This window comes from Enterobacter sp. ENT03 (assembly GCF_019218745.1).
Classification (GTDB): Bacteria; Pseudomonadota; Gammaproteobacteria; order Enterobacterales; family Enterobacteriaceae; genus Enterobacter_D.
In genome coordinates this window covers 1-13240 of the sequence record NZ_JAHUXA010000014.1, presented here as the reverse complement: position 1 = coordinate 13240, position 13240 = coordinate 1, and the positions used below count along the sequence as shown (strand labels likewise).

The following is a 13240-nucleotide window of genomic DNA, read 5'->3' as shown; positions in this document are numbered from 1 at the left end:
AAAAAGGTCCGTCATAGAGTCGTGTAGGTCGGGTAAGCGAAGCGCCACCTGACAGATTCAACTCAGCTACCCGCTTCCTGCAAACTGCGGGCGTACATGCGGCCCTCGGCGGCGAGCGCCAGCAGGCTGGGATCGTGCTCGCGGTTGCGGGGAAAGACGATGGCGATTTGCTGCTGCATCTGGTACGGCTCGGCGAGTTTTAACAGCTGCACCGAGTTTTCGTACACTTTCTTCATGCGGCCTGGCATCAGGGTAAAGCCAACGCCTGCCTGCACCAGACTCAGCATCGAGAAAATGTCGTTCACGCGGGTGACGATCTCCGGCTCAAAGCCGGCAATGTGAAACGCTTCCTGAAAGCCTGCGTAGGTGGCAAAACCTTCTGCCAGCGAGACAAATTTTTGCTGGCGGAAATCGCGCAAATCCGCCGGTGCTGACAGGTTGAGCGTGGCGGATGCGGGGGCAGCGAGAAAAATATCATCGTGAAACAGCGGCAGCACTTCGAGGCTGTTGCGATCGATTTGCGCCTCTGACAGCGAAATGATGATCGCGTCCAGCTCCCCGGCCTCCAGCATGTGCAACAGCGTGTCGTTAGAGCCCATGGTCAGCGCTATCTCCAGCTCCGGACGGCGCAGCTTCATGCCCATAATCAGCCGTGGCACGGTTTCCAGCGTCAGCGAGTAGAGCGTCCCCACGCGTAGCCGTCCCTGACCGACGCCTGCGGCTTTGCGCGCCTCTTCCAGACCGCGCGTCATCAGTTGCGTGACTTCCTGACAATACTCCAACAGCGTCCATGCCGCCGGTAGCGGCATCAGGGTGCGACCTTTATGCACGAACAGTGGACAGCGCACGTTCTCTTCCAGCGTATGCAGCGCGCGATGTACGCTGACGCCGCTTAACGCCAGCGCTTCGGCGGTGCGGGCAATGTTCCCCTTCTCCATAAACGTCATGAAAATGGCGAGCTTGCGAAACGTGATCTCACTGAGGATGTCGTGGTTCATGGTCAGTCGCTTTGCAGCATGGTTTCCAGCTGTTCCTGGGCTTCAAGCCAGGCCATTTCACACGCTTCAAGACCGGCTTTCGCGCTGGCCTGCGCCTGTAAACAGGCGGTGAGTTCGGCTTTACGGCTCTGGTCATACAGCTCGCTGTCACCCAGTTTTTCTTCCGCTGCCGCCTGCTGCGCCTGGAGTTTTTCCATCTCTTTTTCCAGACGAGCGATCTCTTTGCGCAGCGGCTGCGTTTGCGTGCGCAGTTCAGCTTCACGACGCTTCTGATCTTTACGCGACTGGGCGCTGTTGACGTTATCTTTCGCGCCGTCAGCAGGCTGGTTTTCCAGTTTCTGAATGTCGCTCAGCCACTGCTGATAATCTTCCAGATCGCCGTCGAAGGCTTCGACTTTACCGCCGTGCACCAGATAAAACTCATCGGTGGTGGAGCGCAACAGGTGACGGTCGTGCGAAACGACGACCAGCGCGCCTTCGAATTCGATCAGCGCTTCGGTCAGCGCCTGGCGCATGTCCAGATCCAGGTGGTTGGTCGGTTCATCAAGCAGCAGCAGGTTAGGGCGCTGCCAGACGATAAGCGCCAGTACCAGACGGGCTTTTTCGCCGCCGGAGAAGCGTTCGGTTACTTCGCTGACTTTATCGCCCTGGAAACCGAAGCCGCCAAGATAGTCGCGCAGTTTCTGTTCCAGCTCCTGCGGCGCAATGCGCGCCAGGTGCTGGATCGGGGATTCATCTGCGCGTAAAAATTCCAGTTGATGCTGGGCGAAGTAACCCAGCTTGATGCCTTTCGCCAGACCAATCTCACCGCTGACTGGATTTAACTCGCCCGCCAGGAGTTTGATCAGCGTTGATTTACCCGCGCCGTTACGCCCCAGCAGGCCGATGCGGGAGCCGGGCACGAGGTTAAGCTTGATGGAATCCAGAATGGTGCGATCGCCATACCCGGCGCTGACCTTTTCCATTTTCAGCAGCGGATTCGGCAGGCTTTCCGGTGCGCGGAAGCTGAAGTGGAACGGGTTATCCACGTGCGCCGGGGCGATAAGCTCCATACGTTCCAGCATTTTCACACGGCTCTGCGCCTGTTTGGCTTTGCTGGCTTTGGCTTTGAAACGATCGATAAAGCTTTGCAGATGCGCCACGCGCGCCTGCTGGCTTTCGTAGGTGGCCTGTTGCTGGGCCAGCCGCGTCGCACGCTGGCGCTCGAAAGCGCTGTAGTTGCCGGTGTACTCGAACATATTTTGCTGTTCGATATGAATAATTTTGTCCACCACCGGATCGAGGAAGTCACGGTCATGGGAAATCAAAATCAGCGTGCCCTGATAGCTTTTCAGCCATTTTTCCAGCCAGATCACCGCGTCAAGATCGAGGTGGTTGGTGGGTTCATCGAGCAGCAGTAAATCGGAACGGCAAATCAGCGCCTGCGCCAGGTTAAGGCGCATACGCCAGCCCCCGGAGAAGTCGCTTACCGGGCGCTCAAGCTGTTCATTCGAAAAGCCGAGGCCGTGCAGCAGGCTGGAGGCGCGGGAGCGGATGGTCCAGGCGTCGATGGCGTCGAGCTTGCCGTGCACCGTGGCAATGGCATGACCGTCGTTACGTTCGTTGGCGGCGTTCAGTTCGGCTTCAAACTGTCGGTACTGGCGGTCACCGTCAATCACGTAATCCAGCGCGGGTTCGCTGAGCGCCGGGGTTTCCTGATTCACCCACGCCAGCTGCCAGTTTGCCGGATAGGTGAAGCTGCCGCCGTCGGCGCTGAGTTCGTTTTTTAACAGCGCCAGCAGCGTGGATTTCCCGCAGCCGTTTTTACCGACCAGCCCGACTTTTTGACCAGGGTTGATGGTGGCAGTGGCATTGTCCAGCAGGACGCGTACGCCGCGACGAATTTGTAACGAGGAGAAAACAATCATAGAGCGCCGTTATGTTCCGACTATATTAATTTGTCATTATGATATTTTAGGGTAGTGGGCGATCCGCCGCACCGGGGCGCCATGGTAGCCCAAAACGAAGCTTATACACAAAATCATTAAAATGACGTGCACGACGCCCGGGAGGGGAATGATGTCACCAACAGCGAAAGTATTGCTGTTATATGCCCATCCGGAATCCGGAGAGTCGGTCGCCAACCGGGTCTTACTTAAACCGGCAACGCAACTCAACAATGTCACGGTGCATGATCTCTATGCACATTATCCTGATTTCTTTATCGATATTCCCCATGAGCAGGCGCTGCTGCGCGAGCACGATGTGATCGTGTTCCAGCATCCCCTCTATACCTACAGCTGTCCGGCGCTGCTGAAAGAGTGGCTGGATCGCGTATTAAGCCGCGGCTTTGCCAGCGGGCCGGGGGGAAATCAACTGGCGGGAAAGTACTGGCGTAGCGTCATCACGACCGGCGAGCCGGAGAGTGCCTATCGTTATGACGCCCTGAACCGCTATCCAATGAGCGATATTTTGCGCCCCTTCGAACTGACGGCAGCGATGTGCAAAATGCACTGGCTTACGCCGATGATTATCTACCGTGCGCGGCGGCAACGGCCGGATGAGCTGGCGAGCCACGCCAGAGCGTACGGTGACTGGCTGGCCGCACCTGTTGCCACGGGAGGCCTGTGATGGAAGGTTCTGATCTGTTACTGGCAGGAGTGCTGTTCCTGTTTGCCGCCGTGGTGGCGGTGCCGCTGGCAGCGAGGCTGGGTATCGGCGCGGTACTCGGTTACCTGCTGGCGGGGATTGCTATTGGCCCGTGGGGACTCGGGTTTATCAGTGATGTGGATGAAATTCTGCATTTCTCAGAGCTGGGCGTGGTGTTCCTGATGTTTATCATCGGCCTGGAGCTGAACCCGTCGAAGCTGTGGCAACTGCGACGATCGATTTTCGGCATCGGGGCGGCGCAGGTGTTGCTGAGTGCGGCAATCCTCGCCGGACTGTTGATGCTCACCGAATTCTCGTGGCAGGCGGCGTTGATTGGCGGGCTGGGACTGGCGATGTCTTCGACGGCGATGGCGTTGCAGTTGATGCGCGATAAAGGCATGAACCGCAACGAAGGCGGGCAGCTCGGCTTCTCGGTGCTGCTGTTCCAGGATCTGGCGGTGATCCCGGCGCTGGCGCTGGTGCCGCTGCTGGCGGGCAATGGCGACGAGCATCTCGACTGGATGAAGATCGGCATGAAAGTGCTGGCATTCGCCGGGATGCTGGTGGGCGGTCGTTATCTGCTGCGCCCGGTGTTTCGTTACATTGCCGGTTCCGGTGTGCGGGAGGTGTTTACCGCCGCCACGCTGTTACTGGTGCTGGGATCGGCGCTGTTTATGGATGCGCTCGGCCTGTCGATGGCGCTCGGCACCTTTATTGCCGGGGTACTGCTGGCGGAGAGTGAGTATCGTCATGAACTGGAAATGGCTATCGATCCCTTTAAGGGCCTGCTGCTGGGGCTGTTTTTTATCTCCGTCGGCATGTCGCTTAATTTAGGCATCCTTTATACCCATCTGCTGTGGGTGCTGGTGAGCGTCATCGTGCTGGTGGCCGTAAAAGGGCTGGTGCTATATGGCCTGGCGCGGCTGTACGGCCTGCGACGTTCCGAACGGATGCAGTTTGCCGGCGTGCTGAGCCAGGGCGGGGAGTTTGCTTTTGTGCTCTTTTCGGCGGCGTCATCCCAAAGATTGTTCCACAATGATCAGATGGCGCTGCTGCTGGTGACGGTCACGCTGTCGATGATGACCACGCCGCTGGTGATGAAAGTGGTGGATAAACAGCTGTCACGGCACTTCAACGGCCCGGAAGATGAAGACGAAGCGCCGTGGGTGGAGGATGACAAGCCGCAGGTGATTGTTGTCGGCTTTGGGCGTTTCGGTCAGGTGATCGGGCGTCTGCTGATGGCGAATAAAATGCGTATTACGGTGCTGGAGCGCGACATCAGCGCGGTCAACCTGATGCGTAAATACGGCTATAAAGTCTATTACGGGGATGCCACGCAGGTGGAGCTGTTGCGCTCGGCGGGCGCAGAGGCGGCGCAATCCATCGTCATTACCTGTAACGAGCCGGAAGACACCATGAAGCTGGTGGAAATCTGCCAGCAGCACTTCCCGCATCTGGCGATCCTCGCCCGTGCGCGGGGTCGTGTAGAAGCACATGAATTATTACAGGCGGGCGTGACGCAGTTCTCCCGTGAAACCTTCTCCAGTGCGCTGGAGCTGGGGCGCAAAGCGCTGATCACGCTGGGCGTGCATCCCCATCAGGCCCAGCGCGCGCAGCTGCACTTCCGCCGTCTGGACATGCGCATGTTGCGCGAACTGATGCCGGTGCACAGCGATACGGCACAAATCTCCCGCGTCCGGGAAGCGCGCCGCGAGCTGGAAGAGATTTTCCAGCGTGAGATGCAGCAGGAACGGCGGCAGTTTGACGGCTGGGATGAATTCGAATGAGGCAAAATGATGACAATACGTAAACGCTTTATCGCCGGTGCGAAATGCCCGGCCTGCCAGGCGCAGGATACGCTGGCCATGTGGCGGGAAAATAATATTGATGTTGTTGAGTGTGTTAAGTGCGGTCATCAGATGCGCGAGGCGGATAAAGAAGCCCGCGAGCATGTTCGCAAAGAAGAGCAAGTGATCGGCATTTTTCATCCGGACTAGCGATATACCCCAGCTTTTTTTATGCTTAAGGGTACACAGGGGCAGAATTCCGTTACAATCTGCGCCAGCAATTTTCCCACGCTCAGGAGATATCATGAAAGTAGCAAAAGACCTGGTGGTCAGCCTGGCCTATCAGGTACGTACAGAAGACGGTGTATTGGTTGATGAGTCTCCGGTGAGTGCGCCGCTGGACTACCTGCACGGTCACGGCTCCCTGATCTCTGGTCTGGAAACCGCGCTGGAAGGTCACGAACCTGGCGACAAATTTGATGTAGCGGTTACCGCAAACGACGCTTACGGTCAGTACGACGACAACCTGGTACAGCGTGTACCGAAAGACGTCTTCATGGGCGTTGATGAACTGCAGGTTGGCATGCGTTTCCTGGCTGAAACTGACCAGGGTCCGGTACCGGTTGAAATCACTGAAGTGGAAGACGATCACGTTGTGGTTGACGGTAACCACATGCTGGCCGGCCAGAACCTGAAGTTCAACGTTGAAGTGGTTGCCATTCGTGAAGCAACGGAAGAAGAACTGGCTCACGGCCACGTTCACGGTGCGCACGATCATCATCACGACCATGAACACGGTGACGGTTGCTGCGGCGGCCACGGCCATGATCACGGTGATCATGAGCACGGTAAAGGTGGTTGCGGCGGTCACGGCGGCTGCGGTTGCCATTAATTCGGCGCGGCTTCTACACTGCATGATCAAAAAAAGCGGGTTAATCCCGCTTTTTTTACGTCTTACTTTTTGCCTGTTAATAGTGGGGCGGCGGCGTCTCTTCTGATTGCGCCGCGATATGTGACGGCTGGCTGGCTTTGATTTTATCGGCCATCAGACGCAAATGTTCACGCATTTTCGCCATTTCCAGCTCATGCGCGGTGACGGTCAGGTTCAGTTCTTCGATGGTGATTTCCTGAAAAGCCAGACGGCTTTCCAGTTCTGCCAGTCGCATTTCCAGCGTCATTTCCTGCATCATTCACCTCTCATGTTGTCGTCGTTATGGGGCCTCGCGGCGGGCGGATTCTACTGAAGTTTACGCCCTCGCGCAGCAATACGACGTCCTGAAGAAACTAATTTAAACAAAAATAGTCTCAAAAGAAGCGATTATCGGGGAAGTCTATATGTTGATTTCTTCCGCAACGTTTTATAGTACGCATCTTATTAAGTTAACGAGGGGGGAACCCCCCGGCCCTGGAGAAATGGATGAAATCACTGTTAAAAGTAACGCTGCTGGCAACGACGATGGCTGTCGCATTGAATGCTCCGCTGACCTTCGCTGCGGATACCGCTGCGAAAGCCGCACCTGCGGCAGACAGCAAATCTGCATTCAAAAATGATGACCAGAAATCGGCCTACGCGCTTGGCGCGTCACTGGGCCGTTACATGGAAAACTCCCTGAAAGAACAGGAAAAACTGGGTATCAAGCTGGATAAAGATCAGCTGATCGCAGGTGTTCAGGATGCCTTTGCTGATAAGAGCAAACTGTCCGATCAGGAAATTGAACAGACCCTGCAGGCTTTCGAAACGCGTGTGAAATCTTCTGCCCAGGCGAAGATGGATAAAGACGCAGCAGATAACGAAACCAAAGGTAAAGCTTACCGCGACACCTTTGCTAAAGAGAAAGGCGTGAAGACCTCCTCTACCGGCCTGCTCTACAAAGTAGAGAAAGAAGGCACCGGCGACGCACCGAAAGACAGCGATACCGTAGTGGTGAACTACAAAGGTACGCTGATCGACGGTAAAGAGTTCGACAACTCCTACACCCGTGGCGAGCCGCTGTCATTCCGTCTGGACGGTGTGATCCCAGGCTGGACTGAAGGCCTGAAAAACATCAAGAAAGGCGGCAAAATCAAGCTGGTTATCCCACCGGCGCTGGCCTACGGTAAAAACGGCGTTCCAGGTATTCCGGCAAACTCCACCCTGGTCTTTGATGTTGAACTGTTAGACATCAAACCAGCACCGAAAGCGGAAGCGCAGGCTGAAGCCGCACCGGCTGAAAAAGCAGCAGAAGCGGATAAGAAGTAAGCATGCTGAAAGCCGCCGCCTGAATGGGCGGCGGTTTTTTATTGCAGGGCCGATATATACTCTATCTGACGCGCCTGTGACCCACAGCGCCGCGGAGTTAATTAACGCTGGCAAGCATTGCCCGCGCTGTATTAACTTAGTTGTCCGTGTAAATGATGAGCCTGCCCTGAAAAGTTAACGACAGGCTCCTGAAAAGGAGTGTTTTTTTTCATGTCCAGGTCGCTATTAACCAACGAAACCAGTGAGCTTGATTTGCTGGATCAACGTCCCTTCGATCAGACTGACTTCGATATCCTCAAATCCTACGAAGCGGTAGTGGACGGGTTAGCGATGCTCATTGGCTCCCACTGTGAAATTGTATTGCACTCGTTGCAGGATCTTAAATGCTCCGCCATTCGCATTGCTAACGGTGAACACACCGGCCGCAAAATCGGATCGCCGATCACGGATCTTGCCCTGCGTATGCTGCATGACATGACTGGTGCGGATAGCAGCGTCTCCAAATGCTATTTTACGCGCGCTAAAAGCGGCGTGCTGATGAAGTCCGAAACTATCGCCATCCGCAACCGTGACCATCGGGTTATCGGGCTGCTGTGTATCAACATGAATCTTGATGTGCCGTTCTCACAGATTATGAGCACCTTCGTGCCGCCGGAAACGCCGGATGTCAGTTCCTCGGTTAACTTCGCCTCCTCGGTGGAAGATCTGGTAACGCAAACGCTGGAGTTCACCATCGAAGAAGTGAATGCCGATCGTAACGTCTCTAATAACGCAAAAAATCGTCAGATCGTTTTGAATCTTTACGAGAAAGGCATTTTCGATATTAAGGATGCGATTAATCAGGTCGCCGATCGTCTGAATATCTCCAAGCACACGGTGTATCTTTACATCCGCCAGTTCAAAAGCGGTGATTTTCTGGGGCAAGAGAAGTAATGCGGTTTGCCATTCTGGTCACAGGCCCCGCCTATGGTACGCAGCAGGCGAGCAGCGCGTGGCAGTTTGCCCGGGCGTTGCTGGCTACCGGTCATGAGCTGGTCAGCGTGTTTTTTTACCGGGAGGGCGTGTATAACGCCAATCAACTTACCGCCCCGGCCAGCGATGAATTCGATCTGGTGCGCGCCTGGCAACAGTTGCACGCTGAGCATCAGGTTGCGCTGCACATTTGCGTCGCGGCAGCGCTGCGTCGCGGCGTGACGGATGACGCTGAAGCAGGTCGTCTGGGATTGCCTGGTGCGAATTTGCAGCCGGGGTTTGTGCTGAGCGGCCTTGGCTCGCTGGCAGAAACCGCGCTGACCTGCGATCGAATGGTGCAATTCTGATGAAAGCTGTCGCTTTTGTGTTTAAAACTGCGCCGCACGGCTCTGCTTCCGGTCGTGAAGGGCTGGATGCGCTGCTGGCAATGTCGGCGCTGACTGAAGAGATTGGCGTCTTTTTTATCGGTGACGGCGTGTTCCAGCTGCTGAAAGCACAGCAGCCTGCTGAGATTCTGGCGCGTGACTACATCGCCACCTTCAAAGTGCTGCCGTTGTACGACATCGAACAGTGCTGGCTGTGTGCGGCGTCGCTGCGGGAGCGCGGATTATCGGCATCCACGCCGCTGATACTTGATGTCGAGCCACTTGAGCCGGAGGCGCTGCGTGACCAGCTCAATAAATACGATGTCGTCATGACGTTCTGAGGCCCTTATGCTGCATACTTTGCATCACTCACCCTGGCAGTGCGATATGACAGCCCTGTTGCGTACGCTGCAGGCGGGGGACGATCTGCTTCTCTTATCCGATGGGGTGATCGCGGGCATTGAAGGCGGGCGTTACCTTGATTTATTGCTGGCCGCCCCCATATCGGTTCATGCGCTAAACGAAGACATCGCCGCGCGCGGTCTTTCTGGTCAAATTTCGAACAGCATTGCCAGGGTCAGCTATACTGAATTCGTCAGCCTGACGGTAAAACATGCCGTTCAGATGTCCTGGTAGTGTGGATCGCTGTATATTTCTTGACACCTTTTCAGCACAGCTCTAAAATTCTGCGTCCTCATATTGTATGAGGCCGATTTATTACGTGTTTACGAAGCAAAAGCTAAAACCAGGAGCTATTTAATGGCAACAGTTAACCAGCTGGTACGCAAACCACGCGCTCGCAAAGTTGCAAAAAGCAACGTGCCTGCGCTGGAAGCATGCCCGCAAAAACGTGGTGTATGTACTCGTGTATACACTACTACCCCGAAAAAACCGAACTCCGCACTGCGTAAAGTATGCCGTGTTCGTCTGACAAACGGTTTTGAAGTGACTTCCTACATCGGTGGTGAAGGTCACAACCTGCAGGAGCACTCCGTGATCCTGATCCGTGGCGGTCGTGTAAAAGACCTCCCGGGTGTTCGTTACCACACCGTACGTGGTGCGCTCGACTGCTCCGGCGTTAAAGACCGTAAGCAATCACGCTCCAAGTATGGCGTGAAACGTCCTAAGGCTTAATGGTTCTCCGTTAAGTAAGGCCAAACGTTTTATATTAATGTCAAACTAAACTCTTTGAGTTTTGGACAATCCTGAATTAACAACGGAGTATTTCCATGCCACGTCGTCGCGTCATTGGTCAGCGTAAAATTCTGCCGGATCCTAAGTTCGGATCAGAACTGCTGGCTAAATTTGTAAATATCCTGATGGTAGATGGTAAAAAATCTACTGCAGAATCAATCGTCTACACTGCTCTTGAGACCCTGGCTCAACGTAGCGGTAAAGGCCACCTGGAAGCGTTCGAAGTTGCTCTCGAAAACGTGCGTCCGACTGTAGAAGTTAAGTCCCGTCGCGTTGGTGGTTCAACTTATCAGGTTCCAGTTGAAGTACGTCCGGTTCGTCGTAATGCTCTGGCAATGCGTTGGATCGTTGAAGCTGCTCGTAAACGCGGTGATAAATCCATGGCTCTCCGCCTGGCGAACGAACTTTCTGATGCTGCAGAGAACAAAGGTACTGCAGTTAAGAAACGTGAAGACGTTCACCGTATGGCTGAAGCCAACAAGGCGTTCGCACACTACCGTTGGTAATCCCTTCGGAGTAATAGTCACCAGGCGGGCGCTTCACAAAAGCTGCCCGCTTTGGGCTACTTAAATTGAACGCCAAAGGCAATAGAGGAATCAAATGGCTCGTACAACACCCATTGCACGCTACCGTAACATCGGTATCAGTGCGCACATCGACGCCGGTAAAACCACTACTACCGAACGTATTCTGTTCTACACCGGTGTAAACCATAAAATCGGTGAAGTTCATGACGGCGCCGCAACCATGGACTGGATGGAGCAGGAGCAGGAGCGTGGTATCACCATTACCTCCGCTGCGACTACCGCATTCTGGTCTGGTATGGCGAAGCAGTATGAACCGCATCGCGTAAACATCATCGACACCCCGGGTCACGTTGACTTCACCATCGAAGTAGAACGTTCCATGCGTGTTCTTGACGGTGCTGTAATGGTTTACTGCGCAGTTGGTGGTGTTCAGCCGCAGTCTGAAACCGTATGGCGTCAGGCAAACAAATATAAAGTTCCGCGTATTGCGTTCGTTAACAAAATGGACCGCATGGGCGCTAACTTCCTGAAAGTTGTTGGTCAGATCAAATCCCGTCTGGGCGCGAACCCGGTTCCGCTGCAGCTGGCGATTGGTGCTGAAGAAGGTTTCACCGGCGTTATCGACCTGGTGAAAATGAAAGCCATCAACTGGAACGATGCCGACCAGGGCGTGACCTTCGAATACGAAGACATCCCTGCAGACATGGCTGACCTGGCTGAAGAATGGCACCAGAATCTGATCGAATCTGCTGCTGAAGCTTCTGAAGAGCTGATGGAAAAATACCTGGGCGGCGAAGAGCTGACCGAGGAAGAAATCAAAGGTGCTCTGCGTCAGCGCGTTCTGAACAACGAAATCATCCTGGTAACCTGTGGTTCTGCATTTAAGAACAAAGGTGTTCAGGCGATGCTGGATGCGGTAATTGATTACCTGCCAGCACCGACAGACGTACCGGCAATCAACGGTATGCTGGACGACGGTAAAGACACTCCTTCTGAGCGTCATGCAAGTGATGACGAGCCGTTTGCTGCTCTGGCATTCAAAATTGCTACCGACCCGTTCGTTGGTAACCTGACGTTCTTCCGCGTTTACTCTGGCGTGGTTAACTCTGGTGATACCGTTTATAACCCAGTGAAATCGGCTCGTGAGCGTTTTGGTCGTATCGTTCAGATGCACGCTAACAAACGTGAAGAGATCAAAGAAGTTCGCGCGGGCGACATTGCTGCTGCAATCGGTCTGAAAGACGTGACCACAGGTGACACCATCTGTGATCCGGATAACGTGATCATTCTGGAGCGTATGGAATTCCCGGAACCGGTTATCTCCATCGCCGTAGAACCGAAAACCAAAGCTGACCAGGAAAAAATGGGTCTGGCTCTGGGCCGTCTGGCTAAAGAAGACCCGTCATTCCGCGTATGGACCGACGAAGAATCTAACCAGACCATCATCGCTGGTATGGGTGAACTTCACCTGGACATCATCGTTGACCGCATGAAGCGTGAATTCAACGTTGAAGCTAACGTGGGTAAACCTCAGGTTGCTTACCGCGAAGCGATTCGCGCGAAAGTTACCGACATTGAAGGTAAACACGCTAAGCAGTCTGGTGGTCGTGGTCAGTACGGTCACGTTGTGATCGACATGTACCCGCTGGAGCCGGGCTCAAATCCGAAAGGTTATGAGTTCATCAACGACATTAAAGGTGGTGTAATTCCTGGCGAATACATCCCGGCCGTTGATAAAGGTATCCAGGAGCAGCTGAAGTCTGGTCCGCTGGCTGGTTATCCGGTAGTAGATCTGGGCGTGCGTCTGCACTTCGGTTCTTACCATGACGTTGACTCCTCTGAACTGGCGTTTAAACTGGCTGCGTCTATTGCCTTTAAAGATGGCTTTAAGAAAGCAAAACCTGTTCTGCTTGAGCCAATCATGAAGGTTGAAGTAGAAACGCCGGAAGAGAACACTGGTGACGTCATCGGTGACTTGAGCCGTCGTCGTGGTATGCTGCGCGGTCAGGAATCTGACGTGACTGGGGTTAAGATCCACGCTGAAGTTCCGCTGTCTGAAATGTTCGGATATGCGACTCAGCTGCGTTCTCTGACCAAAGGTCGTGCATCATACACGATGGAATTCCTGAAGTATGATGATGCCCCGAACAACGTAGCTCAGGCCGTAATTGAAGCCCGTAGCAAATAAGCTCAGGTTTTAAAAACATTGATCCCGTGCTCTCTCCTTGAGGGGGGAGCACTATAGTAAGGAATATAGCCGTGTCTAAAGAAAAATTTGAACGTACAAAACCGCACGTTAACGTGGGCACCATCGGCCACGTTGACCACGGTAAAACTACTCTGACCGCTGCAATCACTACCGTTCTGGCTAAAACCTACGGTGGTTCTGCTCGTGCATTCGACCAGATCGATAACGCGCCGGAAGAAAAAGCTCGTGGTATCACCATCAACACTTCCCACGTTGAATATGACACCCCGACTCGCCACTACGCACACGTAGACTGCCCGGGCCACGCCGACTATGTTAAAA

16 protein-coding genes are annotated in these 13240 nt (G+C 54.4%); 13 read left to right on the top strand and 3 right to left on the bottom strand.

From position 1 onward, the window contains the following. Positions 1-62: 62 nt before the first annotated feature. Complete coding sequence (locus tag KW828_RS16360; protein ID WP_218337390.1) at positions 63-998, bottom strand: LysR family transcriptional regulator; 936 nt, start codon at positions 996-998, stop codon at positions 63-65. Positions 999-1000: 2 nt separating this feature from the next. Then, positions 1001-2905, bottom strand: a complete 1905-nt coding sequence (locus KW828_RS16355) for an ABC transporter ATP-binding protein (protein ID WP_218337389.1) — start codon at positions 2903-2905, stop codon at positions 1001-1003. 148 nt (positions 2906-3053) lie between these two features. Here KW828_RS16355 and kefG point away from each other — a divergent pair, with 148 nt between their 5' ends. The 4 genes from kefG to slyD all read left to right on the top strand — a co-directional run bounded on the left by kefG (position 3054) and on the right by slyD (position 6305). Then, positions 3054-3608 carry a glutathione-regulated potassium-efflux system ancillary protein KefG gene (gene kefG, locus KW828_RS16350; protein ID WP_218337388.1) on the top strand — a complete coding sequence of 185 codons (555 nt, stop codon included), beginning with the start codon at positions 3054-3056 and terminating at the stop codon, positions 3606-3608. Continuing rightward, positions 3608-5413, top strand: coding sequence for a glutathione-regulated potassium-efflux system protein KefB (gene kefB / locus KW828_RS16345; protein WP_218337387.1), 1806 nt, complete (start codon positions 3608-3610; stop codon positions 5411-5413). The genes kefG and kefB overlap by 1 nt, the downstream gene beginning before the upstream one ends. Before the next feature lie 9 nt (positions 5414-5422). After that, the gene (locus KW828_RS16340) at positions 5423-5623 is read left to right on the top strand and encodes a YheV family putative zinc ribbon protein (protein ID WP_088220925.1); all 201 of its coding nucleotides are present in this window, start codon (positions 5423-5425) and stop codon (positions 5621-5623) included. A 94-nt stretch (positions 5624-5717) separates the two neighbouring features. Beyond that, positions 5718-6305, top strand: coding sequence for a peptidylprolyl isomerase (slyD, locus tag KW828_RS16335; protein WP_218337386.1), 588 nt, complete (start codon positions 5718-5720; stop codon positions 6303-6305). 76 nt (positions 6306-6381) lie between these two features. On the opposite strand, the gene KW828_RS16330 is transcribed toward slyD, so the two are convergent. Next, on the bottom strand, positions 6382-6600 hold the full coding sequence (locus tag KW828_RS16330; protein WP_218337467.1) for a protein SlyX: 219 nt from the start codon (positions 6598-6600) through the stop codon (positions 6382-6384). 230 nt (positions 6601-6830) lie between these two features. Here KW828_RS16330 and fkpA point away from each other — a divergent pair, with 230 nt between their 5' ends. The 9 genes from fkpA to KW828_RS16285 all read left to right on the top strand — a co-directional run. Then, on the top strand, positions 6831-7652 hold the full coding sequence (gene fkpA / locus KW828_RS16325; protein ID WP_218337384.1) for an FKBP-type peptidyl-prolyl cis-trans isomerase: 822 nt from the start codon (positions 6831-6833) through the stop codon (positions 7650-7652). Positions 7653-7862: 210 nt separating this feature from the next. Then, positions 7863-8585, top strand: coding sequence for a transcriptional regulator (locus KW828_RS16320; protein WP_218337383.1), 723 nt, complete (start codon positions 7863-7865; stop codon positions 8583-8585). Further along, positions 8585-8971 (top strand): sulfurtransferase complex subunit TusD, encoded by a 387-nt coding sequence (gene tusD / locus KW828_RS16315; protein WP_218337382.1) that lies wholly within the window; start codon positions 8585-8587, stop codon positions 8969-8971. The genes KW828_RS16320 and tusD overlap by 1 nt, the downstream gene beginning before the upstream one ends. Continuing rightward, the gene (tusC, locus tag KW828_RS16310; RefSeq protein ID WP_218337381.1) at positions 8971-9330 is read left to right on the top strand and encodes a sulfurtransferase complex subunit TusC; all 360 of its coding nucleotides are present in this window, start codon (positions 8971-8973) and stop codon (positions 9328-9330) included. The genes tusD and tusC overlap by 1 nt, the downstream gene beginning before the upstream one ends. A gap of 7 nt (positions 9331-9337) precedes the next feature. Next, positions 9338-9625 (top strand): sulfurtransferase complex subunit TusB, encoded by a 288-nt coding sequence (gene tusB / locus KW828_RS16305; RefSeq protein ID WP_218337379.1) that lies wholly within the window; start codon positions 9338-9340, stop codon positions 9623-9625. Positions 9626-9748: 123 nt separating this feature from the next. Then, the gene (gene rpsL, locus KW828_RS16300; RefSeq protein ID WP_003023654.1) at positions 9749-10123 is read left to right on the top strand and encodes a 30S ribosomal protein S12; all 375 of its coding nucleotides are present in this window, start codon (positions 9749-9751) and stop codon (positions 10121-10123) included. Positions 10124-10218: 95 nt separating this feature from the next. Continuing rightward, positions 10219-10689 (top strand): 30S ribosomal protein S7, encoded by a 471-nt coding sequence (rpsG, locus tag KW828_RS16295; RefSeq protein ID WP_072571286.1) that lies wholly within the window; start codon positions 10219-10221, stop codon positions 10687-10689. Between the two features lie 94 nt (positions 10690-10783). Continuing rightward, positions 10784-12898, top strand: coding sequence for an elongation factor G (gene fusA / locus KW828_RS16290; protein WP_218337377.1), 2115 nt, complete (start codon positions 10784-10786; stop codon positions 12896-12898). A 71-nt stretch (positions 12899-12969) separates the two neighbouring features. Continuing rightward, on the top strand, positions 12970-13240 hold a 271-nt coding region (locus KW828_RS16285), incomplete at its 3' end, for a GTP-binding protein (protein ID WP_048955487.1).

Bases quoted from the DNA above. Each gene is read 5' to 3' on its own strand.
- KW828_RS16360 (WP_218337390.1), bottom strand. From the start codon at position 998: ATGAACCACGACATCCTCAGTGAGATCACGTTTCGCAAGCTCGCCATT.
- fusA (WP_218337377.1), top strand. From the start codon at position 10,784: ATGGCTCGTACAACACCCATTGCACGCTACCGTAACATCGGTATCAGT.
- tusC (WP_218337381.1), top strand. From the start codon at position 8,971: ATGAAAGCTGTCGCTTTTGTGTTTAAAACTGCGCCGCACGGCTCTGCT.
- KW828_RS16340 (WP_088220925.1), top strand. From the start codon at position 5,423: ATGACAATACGTAAACGCTTTATCGCCGGTGCGAAATGCCCGGCCTGC.
- fkpA (WP_218337384.1), top strand. From the start codon at position 6,831: ATGAAATCACTGTTAAAAGTAACGCTGCTGGCAACGACGATGGCTGTC.
- slyD (WP_218337386.1), top strand. From the start codon at position 5,718: ATGAAAGTAGCAAAAGACCTGGTGGTCAGCCTGGCCTATCAGGTACGT.
- tusB (WP_218337379.1), top strand. From the start codon at position 9,338: ATGCTGCATACTTTGCATCACTCACCCTGGCAGTGCGATATGACAGCC.
- tusD (WP_218337382.1), top strand. From the start codon at position 8,585: ATGCGGTTTGCCATTCTGGTCACAGGCCCCGCCTATGGTACGCAGCAG.
- rpsL (WP_003023654.1), top strand. From the start codon at position 9,749: ATGGCAACAGTTAACCAGCTGGTACGCAAACCACGCGCTCGCAAAGTT.
- kefG (WP_218337388.1), top strand. From the start codon at position 3,054: ATGATGTCACCAACAGCGAAAGTATTGCTGTTATATGCCCATCCGGAA.
- kefB (WP_218337387.1), top strand. From the start codon at position 3,608: ATGGAAGGTTCTGATCTGTTACTGGCAGGAGTGCTGTTCCTGTTTGCC.
- KW828_RS16355 (WP_218337389.1), bottom strand. From the start codon at position 2,905: ATGATTGTTTTCTCCTCGTTACAAATTCGTCGCGGCGTACGCGTCCTG.
- KW828_RS16330 (WP_218337467.1), bottom strand. From the start codon at position 6,600: ATGCAGGAAATGACGCTGGAAATGCGACTGGCAGAACTGGAAAGCCGT.
- rpsG (WP_072571286.1), top strand. From the start codon at position 10,219: ATGCCACGTCGTCGCGTCATTGGTCAGCGTAAAATTCTGCCGGATCCT.
- KW828_RS16320 (WP_218337383.1), top strand. From the start codon at position 7,863: ATGTCCAGGTCGCTATTAACCAACGAAACCAGTGAGCTTGATTTGCTG.